7 protein-coding genes are annotated in these 12,159 nt (G+C 78.1%); 4 read left to right on the top strand and 3 right to left on the bottom strand.

All coding sequences use genetic code 11. The features are described 5' to 3' along the window. Positions 1–1,460, top strand: a 1,460-nt coding sequence (locus tag EJK16_RS04530) for an FtsX-like permease family protein (protein ID WP_205739590.1), incomplete at its 5' end; no start/stop codon positions are given. A gap of 159 nt (positions 1,461–1,619) precedes the next feature. Continuing rightward, positions 1,620–5,090 (top strand): FtsK/SpoIIIE domain-containing protein, encoded by a 3,471-nt coding sequence (locus EJK16_RS04525; protein ID WP_127126783.1) that lies wholly within the window; start codon positions 1,620–1,622, stop codon positions 5,088–5,090. Between the two features lie 9 nt (positions 5,091–5,099). On the opposite strand, the gene EJK16_RS04520 is transcribed toward EJK16_RS04525, so the two are convergent. Further along, positions 5,100–5,528: a hypothetical protein gene (locus EJK16_RS04520; RefSeq protein WP_127126781.1), complete on the bottom strand. Its 429-nt coding sequence runs from the start codon at positions 5,526–5,528 to the stop codon at positions 5,100–5,102. Positions 5,529–5,770: 242 nt separating this feature from the next. Between EJK16_RS04520 and EJK16_RS04515 the strand changes: the two genes are divergently transcribed. Beyond that, complete coding sequence (locus EJK16_RS04515; RefSeq protein ID WP_127126779.1) at positions 5,771–6,019, top strand: WhiB family transcriptional regulator; 249 nt, start codon at positions 5,771–5,773, stop codon at positions 6,017–6,019. A 96-nt stretch (positions 6,020–6,115) separates the two neighbouring features. Here EJK16_RS04515 and EJK16_RS04510 read toward each other — a convergent pair whose 3' ends face one another. Continuing rightward, positions 6,116–7,573 (bottom strand): sensor histidine kinase, encoded by a 1,458-nt coding sequence (locus EJK16_RS04510; RefSeq protein ID WP_370275940.1) that lies wholly within the window; start codon positions 7,571–7,573, stop codon positions 6,116–6,118. Positions 7,574–7,683: 110 nt separating this feature from the next. Between EJK16_RS04510 and EJK16_RS04505 the strand changes: the two genes are divergently transcribed. Next, positions 7,684–8,211 carry a DUF2505 domain-containing protein gene (locus tag EJK16_RS04505; RefSeq protein ID WP_127126777.1) on the top strand — a complete coding sequence of 176 codons (528 nt, stop codon included), beginning with the start codon at positions 7,684–7,686 and terminating at the stop codon, positions 8,209–8,211. Between the two features lie 96 nt (positions 8,212–8,307). On the opposite strand, the gene EJK16_RS04500 is transcribed toward EJK16_RS04505, so the two are convergent. Further along, entirely contained in the window at positions 8,308–11,892 is a 3,585-nt protein-coding gene (locus EJK16_RS04500) for a bifunctional proline dehydrogenase/L-glutamate gamma-semialdehyde dehydrogenase (protein WP_127126775.1), read from the bottom strand. Positions 11,893–12,159 lie beyond the last annotated feature (267 nt).

Genomic DNA, 12,159 nt, shown 5'->3' with positions numbered 1-12,159 from the left:
GGCCGCTGGCCGCCCTGCGCCCCGTGGACGCCCCGGCGGCGCGGCGCGGCGGCCGCGGCCGCCGGTGGCTCGCCGCCCTGCTGACCGCGGCGGGCGCGGCGATGCTGGCCGGCGCGGCCACCGTCCACCTGCTGCCGGGCACGGACGAGGTCGCCACCATGGGCCTGGCCCTGGCCGTGGGCATCCTGGGCGGCCTGGTGTCCTTCGCCGGCGTCATGGTCGGCGCCGTGTTCCTCGTCCCCGGCGCGGTGCGGCTCCTCGGGAGCGCCCTCGTCGCCCTCGCGCGGCCGGCGGCGAGGTCCACGGCCCGGCTCGCGGCTGTCAATGCCACGCGCAACCCGCGCCGCACCTCGGCCACGGCCTCGGCGCTGCTCATCGGCGTCACCCTGGTGACGATGATGGCCACCGGCGCGGCCGGGGCCCGCTCGAGCCTCGGCGCCTTCCTGGACACCCAGTTCCCCGTGGACCTGGCCGTCGTCTCGCCCGACACCGGCGCCGGCGCGGCACCGCTCTCCGCCGCGCAGGTCGACGCGGTCCGGCAGACTCCGGGCGTCGAGCGCGCCGCGGAGGTGCCCGTCCTTCCCGCGCGGTTCGCGGCCGGCGGGACGGAGGCCACGGCGGACCTCACCGTGCTCGGCGCCCAGGACGCCACGGACCTCGCCCGCGACAAGGCGACCTTCGCCGGGCTCGCCGACGGCGTCGTCCTGCTCGGCGAGGACCTCGCCGAGACGCTGGCGGTCGGCGACGGCGACCCGGTGGCCGTGCTGCCCGCCGCCGCGACCCCGGGCGCCGACGCCGACGCCGGCACGGCCGCCGGGCACGGCGTGGTCGCGCGCGTCGTGCCGGGTGGCGGCTGGCTCGCCGTCGCGACCCCGGGCGCCCTCGCCCCGGGGCGCGCGCCGGTCACCTCCGTGTGGGCGCGGGTCGATGCCGAGGACGCCGGGGCGACCGTGCGCGCGGTCCAGGACGCGGTCGCCGCGGCGACGACGGGGGCCGACGCCGTGCCGCAGGTCGTCGGTGCCGTCGCGGAACGGGAGCAGTACGAGGAGATCATCGACACGCTGCTGGGGGTCGTGGTCGGGCTGCTCGGTGTGGCGGTGGTCATCGCCCTGATCGGGGTGGCGAACACGCTGTCCCTGTCGGTGATCGAGCGGCGCCGGGAGCACGCGCTGCTGCGCGCGACGGGTCTGACCCGGGGGCAGCTGCGCGGGATGCTGGCCGGCGAGGGCGTGCTCATCGCGCTGGTCGGCGCAGCGCTCGGCGCGGCGCTGGGGCTGGTGTACGGCTGGGCGGGCACGACGGTCGTGCTCGGGGGCACCGGCGCCGTGGTGCTCGCGGTGCCGTGGGCCTACCTGGGTGTCATCGCCGCGGTCGCGGTGGCCGCGGGGCTGCTCGCGTCCGTGCTGCCCGCCCGCTCCGCCCTGCGGACCCCGCCGGTGGCGGCGCTCGCGGCGGAGTAGGGCCGCGTGGTGCCGGGGCGGCGGAGGGCCGCCCCGGCACCACGGCCCGCCCGGCCGGCGCCGCCCGTGCCCGGCACGTCGCCGTGGGCGCCCGCCCCCGGACATCGCCGCGTCCACAGGCTCCCGGCGCGGGGGCGCCTGACCGGACACGATCGGGACGTGCCCGCCGAGGACAGCCGCCGCCCCCCGGACCCCGGGGCCGCCCTGCGCGCGCCGTGGCACCTGGCGGTCGTCGCGGGGCCCGACACCGGGTGGTGCCTGGGCCTGGGCGCCGAGGCGGCCGTCGTCGGCCGGGGCGGGCCCGGCCTGCCGCTGACCGACCCGCTCGTGTCCCGCGCCCACCTCGCCGCGCGGAGCCGCCACGGCCGCGCACAGGTGCGCGACCTCGGCTCCGTCAACGGCACGCGCCTCCTCGGCGCGCGCGTCGGGCGGGCGCGTCGGCTGACGCGCCGCTGGCGGGAGGTGGGCGCCGGTGCTCGTGTCGCGCTCGGGGGCACCGTCCTCGAGGTCCGGGAGCGGCCGGCCCGGCTGGCGCCGCCGGCGCCATGGGTCCCCGCCCCAATCGGCGGGCAGCGCCCCGACGTGCTGCGCCTGGCGGTGCCCCTGCTGATGTGCCTGGCGAGCGTGCCGCTCCTGCTCTCCTCCTCCGCCGGGGGCTGGCGGTGGGCCGCCCTGGCCGTGCCGCTGGCCGTGGTGGCGGTCACGGTCGGCCAGGCGCGCAGGGGCCGGGCCGAGGAGGCGGCCCCGGAGGCGGAGCTGCCGGACCCGGCCGCGCTGCTGCTCCTGGCGTCGGCGCGGCCCGCCCCCGCCGGGATCGGGGACGCCCTGCGGGTCGCCCTCCTCGAGTCGCACCCGGGCCGCCGGCCGCGCGCCGCGCGCTTCCGGGGGCCGCCTACGGGGCGGCGGTCCCGGGGTCCGCGCACGGTGGAGCTGCGTGACGGCGACCAGGTCGCGCTGCTCGGCGCCCCGGACGACGTGGCCGCGAGCGCCCGATGGCTCGTGTGCCAGCTCGCGGCGTGGCACGCCCCGCGGGACCTCGCGCTGGCGCTCCCGCCGACGTGGCGGTGGGCCGCGGCGCTGCCGCACCGCGACCCGGACGGCGACCCGCGCGACGACCCCGACGGCGGCAGGGACCGCGGCCGGCACGACGACCCGGACGACGGCCGGCACGGCGTCACCGGGGGCGGCGCGCCGCGCGGGCCGTGGCGCCTCACCGTCCAGGAGGCCCCGGGACCCGGCGGGGCCGTGCGGCCGGATGACGCCCGCCCGCTCGGGGCCCGGGCCAGCGCGGTCGGTGTCGTCCTCGCGACCCGCATCGAGCAGGTCCCCACCTGGTGCACCCGGGTGGTCCACGTCGCGGCCCTGCACGGCACCGTCGTGCCGGTCCCCTGGGCGGCGACGCTGGCGCGGATGCTCGCGGACCAGGCAGCGGCGCGGGGACCCGCGGCGCCGGCCGTGCCCGCGCACGTCCCCCTCGGGCCGCTGTTGGGCCCGCTGGGCGCCCTGGAGCACAGGTGGGCGCGGGCGCCGGCCGGTCTCGCGGCACCGCTGGGCGTCGACGCGGGCGGCGTGGTCGAGCTGGACCTCGCGGCGGCCGGCCCCCACGCGCTCGTGGCGGGGACCACCGGCTCCGGCAAGTCGGAGCTGGCTCTGTGCTGGCTGCTGGGGCTCGCCGTGCGCTACTCCCCCGCCGCGCTCCAGCTGGTGCTCGTCGACTACAAGGGCGGCGCGACGTTCGCATCCCTGGCCGGCCTGCCACACACCGCGGGCGTCCTGACCGACCTGGAGCCGGCCGCCACGGCCCGCGCGCTGGCGAGCCTGCGGGCGGAGGTCCGGCGCCGGGAGCGCCTGCTGGCCGCCGCGGGCGCCCGCGACCTCGACGCGTACCTGCCCGGGCCCCGGCCCCCGCGCCTGCTCGTGGTCGTCGACGAGTTCCGAGCCCTGACGGAGGAGCACCCCGAGGTCATGCACGCCCTCGTGCGGCTCGCCGCCCAGGGACGCTCGCTGGGCCTCCACCTCGTCCTGGCCACCCAGCGCCCAGGCGGGGCCGTCGGGCCCGACGTGCGCGCCAACCTCACGGTGCGCCTGTGCCTGCGGGTCCTGGAGCCGGCCGACTCCCTGGACGTCGTCGGCGTCCCGGACGCCGCCCGGCTGCCCGCCCTGCCCGGCCGTGCGCTGCTGCGCACGGACCGGGTGCGTGAGCTGCAGGGGCCCTGGAGCGGCCCGGGCGACGAGGTGGTGGCCGCGGTCCTCGAGGCCGCCACGCGGGCCTGGGCACGCGCGGGCGGCGGCCAGTCGCCCCGGCCGTGGGCGCCGGAGCTCCCGACCGAGGTCTGGCTGCCCGACCTCGTCGGCGCGCACCCGCCCGCGGGCCCTGCCCTCCCCCTCGCCCGCTCGGACCTGCCCGCCGAGCAGCGCCTCGGGGTGTGGTCCTGGGCGACGCCCACGCTCCTGGTCACGGGCGGTCCGGGCACCGGCCGGAGCGAGGCCCTGCGGACGCTGGTGGCCTCGGCGCTGGCCGCGTCCGTGGCCGTGCACGTCCTGGCGGCGGACCCGGCGCGGTTCGCGGACCTGCGCGGCCCGGCGCTGGGCACCGTGGTCGGCGCCGACGACCCGCGCCGCGCCGCGCGCCTGATCGACCTGCTGTGCCGCGGACCCGCCCGGCCCGGCGCCGAGCTCGCCCGGCAGGTGCTGGTGGTCGACGACGCGGAGGCCGTGTGCGAGCAGCTGGACCTCGTCGCGCCCGGCCACGGCGCTGCGCTGCTCGCCCGCCTCGTCCGCGAGGCCCGGCGGACGGGCGTCGCCCTGGCGCTGTCCGGGCCGCCCTCCCTGGGGACCGCGCGCTGGGTCGAGGGCATCCGCACCCGCCTGGTCCTCGCCCCCCGGGACGAGACCGAGGCGCTGCTCGCCGGCGTCCCGCGCGGGCTGAGGGACGCGCCGGGGGCGGCGGGGCGCGGGGTGCTGCTCGAGCCGGGCGCGGCCACCGTGGTCCAGGTGGCCCGCACCGCGGCCCTCGACCTGCCCGGCGCGCGCACCGCGGCGCCGCGGCTCGCGCGCCTGCCCGCCGTCGTCCGCGTGCACGAGCTGGGCCGCCGCGGCGCGGGCCACGACGTGGCGCTGGGTCTGGGCGGCGACGACGGGGCGCCGGTGCTCGCCGCCTGCGGACCCGGCGACCGGCTGCTCGTCGCCGGGCCGTCCGGCAGCGGGCGCACGACCGCGCTCGCCACGGTCCGCGCGCAGCTGCTGGCCGCGGGGCGCCCGGCCCAGGACCTCGCGCCGGGACCGCGCGTCGCCGTCGCCCCCGGCACCGCCGTCGTGCTGCTCGACGACCTCGACCGCTGGCCCCCGGGGCCGCTGGCGGAGCTGGAGGGGCTGCTGGACGGGCGCCGGGACGTCGCCGTCGTCGCCGCGGCGCGCACGGAGGCGATCGTCGCGGCCTACCGCGGTCCGCTGCTCGAGTGGCGCAGCTCGGCGTCCCTGCTCGTGCTGCGGCCCACCGACCCCGCGGCGGCGCACCTGGGCGAGGTGGACCTGACCCACGCCGTCGACCGCAGCCGCCCCGCGCACCCGGGGCTGGCGGTGCTGGTCACCCGCGGGCGGCCGGTGCCGGTGCAGGTGGCCCGTCCTTGAGGGGGCCGCTCAGGCGAGCGCCGACGGCGTCCCCCGCTGGTCGGCGTGCTCGCGGGACGAGGGCCAGAGCACGCCCGCGATGACCACGGCGGCCGCCGCCACCATCGCCACGACGAGGGCGGCCGGGGTGGCCGGGGCGAGGGCGAGCGCACTCAGGGCCTGCAGCAGCTGCCACGTCAGGACGGGCCCGCGGCCCCACCGCCTGCCCCGCCACAGGGCGCGCGCGGCCCCGCCGAGGAGCAGGGCGACGCCGGCGAAGAACACCGCCATGGCCACCGTCGAGCCGACGTCGATCGCCCGGCCGCGCACGACGTCCACGCCGAACGCCACGGCCATGCCGAGGAGGGCCGCCGCCTCCAGGAGCACCACGAGGCAGGCCACCATGAGGGGAGCCGGGACGCGCGGCCCCGGGGCGCTCCCGCCGGAAGGTCTGGTCACGTCCCGAGCCTAGTCCGCGGGCCGCCGACAAGCCGGACGAGGAACGTCCTTAACGGGGTGAAACGCAAGGGACTCCGGCTGTGAGAAAGCCCACCGGGTTTACGTGCTGCTCACTTGTCCGAAACCTCTTGTCGTCGTCCGCGCGGCGTGTCAACCTTGTTCGCAGCAGCAAGAAACCCGCTCGTCGGACCCGCTGCTCCCCACGAATTCACGGGGTCCGACGCATGCCTGAAGGAGCACCTATGGATTGGCGTCATCGCGCCGCCTGCCTCACGGAGGACCCGGAGCTGTTCTTCCCGATCGGCAACACGGGCCCCGCGCTCGTGCAGATCGAGGAGGCGAAGGCCGTGTGCCAGCGCTGCCCTGTGATGGACACCTGCCTCAAGTGGGCGCTCGAGACCGGGCAGGACTCCGGCGTCTGGGGCGGTCTCAGCGAGGACGAGCGCCGCGCGCTCAAGCGCCGCACGGCCCGCGCCCGCCGCGCCGGCTGAGCGCCCGCTCCGCAGCACGCGCCACTGACGCCGCCGGGCGACCGGCGGCGTCGTCGTGTCTCCGGGGGCGACGCGCCGCCGTGGGCCCACCGCGCGCTACCCGCGGTGCTCGCGGCTGCGGGTCTGCAGGATCACCTCGGTGCCCCCCTCGGGCCGGGTGGTCCACTCGATGGTCCCGCCGAGCTCGCCGGTCACCAGCGTCTTGACGATCTGGGTGCCGAGACCGGAGAGCACCTTCCCGTCCTCGATGCCGATGCCGTCGTCGAGGACCCGCACCTCCAGGTCCGTCTCGTCCCGCTCGGCGCGCACGGTCACCGTGCCGGACCGTCCGCGGAGACCGTGCTCGACGGCGTTGGTCACCAGCTCCGTGAGCACGACGGCGAGCGACGTCGCCGCCTCCGCGCCGACCAGCCCGAAGCTGCCCTCCACGACGGTGCGCACCGAGGAGTCCGGGGACGCCACGTCGGCCGCGAGGCGGAGCAGCCGGCCGAAGACCTCGTCGAAGTTGACGACCTCGTCGATGTTCTGCGAGAGCGTCTCGTGCACGAGGGCGATGGTCGAGACCCGCCGCACCGCCTCCGCGAGGGCGTCCTTGGTCTCCAGGTTGTCCGTCCGGCGCGCCTGGAGGCGCAGCAGCGCGGAGACGGTCTGCAGGTTGTTCTTCACCCGGTGGTGGATCTCCCGGATGGTGGCGTCCTTGGTGATGAGCTCACGCTCGCGGCGGCGCACCTCGGAGACGTCCCGGCACAGCAGCAGGGCCCCGCGCCGCTCACCGTGGTCGGTCAGGGGCACCGCGCGCAGGCTCAGCGTCACGCCGTGGGACTCCACCTCGGTGCGCCACGCGGCCCGCCCCATGATGACCACGGCGAGGGTCTCCTCCACCGTGGAGTGCTCCTCGATGAGGGCGGTGACCACCTCGGCGAGGACCGTGCCCTTGAGCTCGCCGATGACCCCGAGCCGGTGGAAGTTGCTGACCGCGTTGGGGCTGGCGTAGACCACCCGGCCCTCGGCGTCCAGGCGCACGAACCCGTCGCCCACGCGGGGCGCGCCGCGGCGCGAGGCGCCCGGGGCGCCCGACTGTGGGAACTCCCCGCGCGCGATCATCGCGCACAGCACGTCGGCGGTCTCGGAGTAGGAGATCTCCAGGCGCGAGGGCACCCGGGTGGCCGGGAGGCTGGACTCGCGCGTCATTACCGCGATGGCGCGGCCCTCGTGCACCACGGGGACGATGACCTCACGCATGCCGTGGGAGCTCTTCTGCTGCTCCGAGCGGGTGTGGATGCCCATGTCGAGCATGGTCTGCGCCATGAGCTGGCGCCGCGCCTCCGGGGCGTGCTGCCCCACGACGTCGTCGTAGTACACGGTGGCGGCGGTGGAGGGCCGGCAGTGCGCGGCGACGACGAAGGTGCCGTCCGCCGCGGGCAGCCACAGCACGAGGTCCGCGAACGCGAGGTCGGCCACCACCTGCCAGTCGCCCACCAGCTGGTGGAGCCACTCCGCGTGCGAGGCACCGAGATCGCCGGCTTCCGTGATCATGTTGGCAAGGGTGGGCACGGCTCCACACTAGGGGAGAGCGGCGGGTGCACAGACCGGACGCCCGCGGCCGCGGGCGTCCGGCCCGGGCGGCGACGCCCCCGGACACTACGCTGGGGCTGTTCCGGCCCGTGAGGGCAGCCGACCAGACCCCGGGGGCACCCGTGCACTTCTCCGCCACGATCGACTATCCCGCCGATCCCCTGACGGTGGCCGCGATGCTGGCCGACGAGGAGTTCGTCGCGCGGAAGATGGCGGCGACGGGCGCGCTGGAGCACGCGGAGGAGATCCACCGCGACGGCGGCGCCTTCACGGTGACCTCGCGCATCAAGATGCCCACCACCTCGATCCCGGCCCGGTTCCGCTCCCTCGTCGGCGAGTCCCTCGACGTGCGCCTGGTGGAGGCGTGGGAGGGCCCGGCGGCCGACGGCTCCCGCGGCTCGACCCTGGCGCTGGACATCCAGGGCGTGCCGGTCCGGGTCACCGGCACCCAGCGCCTGACGCCGACGGCGGAGGGCTGCCGCGAGACGTACGACGGCGAGGTGACGGCGTCGATCCCGCTGTTCGGCAAGCCGATCGAGGAGGCGGCGGCCAGGACGGTCGGCGACGTCGTGGACGTCGAGCGCCGCATCGGCCTGGAGTTCCTCGCCGCCCGCTGAGCGCGGCACAGGGCGGCGCCCCGGCGCGCTCTCCGGGCGGCACGCTCTCCGGCGGCACGCTCCCCGGGGCGGTGGGCTCGCCGGGGGGCGCCGGCCTCAGCGGTGCCCGGGCGGCAGGTGGCCGAAGCGGTGCCGCGTGCGGGAGAGGGCCTGCTCGCGCAGCACCGTGAGGAGCTCGCGCCGTCCCGTGGCCAGCACCGGCTGCGCGAGGACGGTGACGCCCGCGTCCGCGAGCGCGCCGGGCAGCACCCGGGCCTCGTCGCCGATGACGCGCAGGCGGCCCGTGACGTCGCCCGCGCGCACCCGGGCGACGAGCTGGTCGGCGCCCTCGACGGCGTCCACCACGGACGTCAGGCGCCGGAGCCCGGCGCGTGCCGGCTCCCCGGTGGCGTCGAGCGCCTTGAGCTCCGCCGAGAGGTCCGGGTCCAGGCTGACGCGCGCGGGGGTGCCGGCGAGCTCGGCGGCCAGCAGCACGCGCACCAGCTCGACGGCGGACGCCCCCGCGCCGGCCCGCACGGTCAGCTCGGGCAGGGGCCGGTAGCGGAAGGTGTTCTCCTCGGCGCGCAGGCCGGTGGCGTCGACCTCCCGGCCGAGCTCCGCCGTCCACGCGGCGGCGTCGGAGGCGACGGCCGCGCGCAGCCACGACCGGTCGGCCTGCGAGGTGACCAGGCCGGTCAGGTCGGCGAGGGCGTGGCGCACCGCGGGGATCGGCTCGGCCTGCCCGCGCGGGACGCCGTCGGCGGACCACCGGCCCAGCTGGGCGACGTAGTTCGGGCCGCCGGCCTTGGCGCCGGGCCCCACCACGGAGTCCTTCCAGCCGCCGAACGGCTGGCGCTGCACGATCGCGCCGGTGATGTGGCGGTTGACGTAGGCGTTGCCGACGTCGACGGTGTCGAGCCAGGTGTCGATCTCGTCGGCGTCGAGGGAGTGCAGGCCGCCGGTTAGCCCGAACGCGGGGGCGTTCTGGAGCTCCACGGCCTCGCCGAGGGTCCGGGCGTGCATGATGCCGAGGACGGGCCCGAAGCACTCGGTGAGGTGGAAGAACGAGCCCGGCGCGACGCCGTCCTTCAGCCCCGGCGACCACAGCCGGCCGGTGTCGTCGAGCTGGCGGGGCTCCACGAGCCAGGACTCCCCCGGCTCCAGGGTCGTCAGGGCCCGCAGCAGCTTGCCGGTGGGCGGCTCGATGACGGGGCCCATGGTCGTCCCCAGGTCGGCGGGCCAGCCGACCCGGAGGGAGGAGACGGCGTCGACGAGCTGGCGGCGCAGCCGGGCGGAGCGGCCGGCGGAGCCGACGAGGATGACGAGGGACGCGGCGGAGCACTTCTGGCCCGCGTGGCCGAAGGCGCTCTTGACCAGGTCCGCGACGGCGAGGTCGTAGTCGGCGGCGGGCGTGATGACCAGGGAGTTCTTCCCGGAGGTCTCGGCGAGCACGCGCGGGCCGCCCGGGTGGTCCGCCCGCCAGGACGCGAACATCCGGGCGGTCTCGATGGAGCCGGTGAGCAGGACCGTGTCGACGTCCGGGTGGGCGACCAGGGCGCGGCCGACGTCGCCCTCTCCGGACCGCACGACCTGGAGCAGCCCGGCCGGCGCGCCGGCGAGCGCCGCGTGCAGGGCGGACATGGCGACCTCGGTGCAGCCCGGCACGGGGTGGGCCGGCTTGATGAGGACCGCGGAGCCCGCGGCCAGCGCGGCGAGGACGGAGCCGGTGGGGATCGCCACGGGGAAGTTCCACGGCGGGGTCACCAGGGTGACGCGGTCGGGCGTGAAGCGCGCGCCGTCGACGGCGAGGCCGGCGCCCGGCTCGAGCTCCTCGGCGCGACCCGCGTAGTAGCGGGCGAAGTCGACGGCCTCGGAGACCTCCGGGTCCGCCTCGGCGACCGTCTTGCCGCCCTCCGCGGCCATGGCCGTGACGAGCTCGCCGCGGCGGGCCTCGAGCTCGTCGGCCGTGCGGCGCAGGACGGCGGCGCGCTCGCGGCCGGGCCGGGCGGCCCAGGCGGGCTGCGCGGCCCGGGCGGCGCCCACGACGGCGTCGACGTCGGCGGCGGAGGCGAGCGTCCGGGACGTCAGCGGCGCCGGGGTGGCCGCGACGCGGTCCGCGGCCCAGACCCGCATGGCGGGCAGGGCCGGGTCGGAGTCTGTGGTGTTTGCGAAGGCCGGGCCGGAGGGCGGCCGCTCCGGCGTCCGTCGCGGGCGGTGCGCGGTGGCCGCCATGGCCGCGACCGACGCGCGGAACCGGGCCTCCTGCTCGCCCATGGCGGCGCCGTCGCCCGCGAAGAGCGCGTGGAGGAAGTTCTGCGGCTGGGCGTTCTCCTCCAGCCGACGGACCAGGTAGGAGACGGCGACGTCGAAGTCCTCGGGCGCCACGACGGGCGTGTAGAGCAGGACGGCGCCGACGGCGTCCCTGACGGCGCGGGCCTGCGCGGGGGCCATGCCCTGGAGCATCTCGACGTCGAGGGACGGGCCGACGCCGCGGCGCTCGGCGAGCAGGTGCGCCAGGGCGACGTCGTAGAGGTTGTGCGAGGCCACGCCCAGGCGCAGCACGCCGGCCAGGTCGGGGCGCAGCGCCCGCTCGACCAGGCGCAGGTAGTTCGCGTCCACGTCGGCCTTGGTCGCGTACGGCGCCTGGGCCCAGCCGTGCAGCTCGGCCTCGACGATCTCCATGGACAGGTTCGCGCCCTTGACGAGCCGGACCTTGATGGGAGCGCCGCCGGCGGCCACGCGCCGCTCGGCGAACGCGACGAGGCGCTCGAGCGCGGCCAGCGAGTCCGGCAGGTAGGCCTGCAGCACGACGCCGGCCTCCAGGCCGGCGAACTCGGGTTCCGACAGCAGCGCGGTGAAGACCTCGATGGTCAGGTCGAGGTCGCGGTACTCCTCCATGTCGAGGTTGACGAAGGCGTGCGGGCTGCGCGCCGCGGCGGCGCGGTAGAGGGGCCGGAGCCGCTGAAGGACGTGGGCGACGGTGCCCTCCGTGTCCCAGGTGGAGATCTGCGAGACCAGGGAGGAGACCTTGATGGAGACGTAGTCGACGTCGCTGCGGCCCAGCAGGGCGCGGGTGCGGGCGGCGCGGGCCGCCGCCTCGGCCTCCCCCAGGACGGCCTCGCCCAGGAGGTTGATGTTGAGGCGGAACCCGTCCGCCCTCGCCGCCGCGAGGTGCTCGGCCAGCGCGGGGTCGCGGGCGTCGACCACGAGGTGCCCGACGAGCTGGCGCAGCCGCTTGCGCGCCAGCGGCACGACGACGCCCGGCGCCAGGCGCGCCGCCCTCGCGCCGGCGGCCAGCAGCGCCTGGTCGGTCCTCCGCAGGAACCCGCCGGCCGCGGCGGCGGAGATCGTCGCCAGCTCCTTGGCCGCCACCCGCGCGTCCTCGGGACGGGCGACGCGGTCGACGAAGCGCACCGCGAGGTCCAGCCCCTCGGCGTCGCCCACCAGCGCGGCGAGCTGCCCGGCGGAGGCCCGCTCCGCAGCGGTCTGCCCCCGCTCGGTCTGCTCCAGCCACTCCCCGGCCAGGGCCACCGCGTCCTCGACCAGCGCGGCGACGTCTGCCGGCACCTCGACGACGTCGGCCGGCACCTCCGCGACGCCCGGACCGGCCGGGGTCCCGGCTCCGGACGGGGACGTGGCGGGGCCCGGGCGACGGCGTGCGACGTCGGACGCGTCGTCCTGCGGGGCGTACCGGGTGCTCATGTGCTCTCCTCGATGAACGGGCGGCTCGCGGGCGTTCGCCGCCCGGGCACGGCCGGCGGGCGCCCGCGCTCGGCGCGGAGCCTCGCTCCCATGATGCGCCGATCTCGGTCCTTCGCGCCCCGACCACGCGGCCGGTCCCGGGCGAGGCGACCCAGTCGAGGGCGATGGCGCGGTCGAGGGCGATGGCGCGGTGGAGGGGGAACGCCCCTGGCTCGCCGTTGAGCCAGGTGCGACCGCCACGCTACCCCCCGATCGCGGTCCGGAGAG

The organism is Georgenia sp. SYP-B2076 (assembly GCF_003991205.1).
Classification (GTDB): Bacteria; Actinomycetota; Actinomycetes; order Actinomycetales; family Actinomycetaceae; genus Georgenia.
This window is presented reverse-complemented; position numbering and strand designations above follow the sequence as displayed.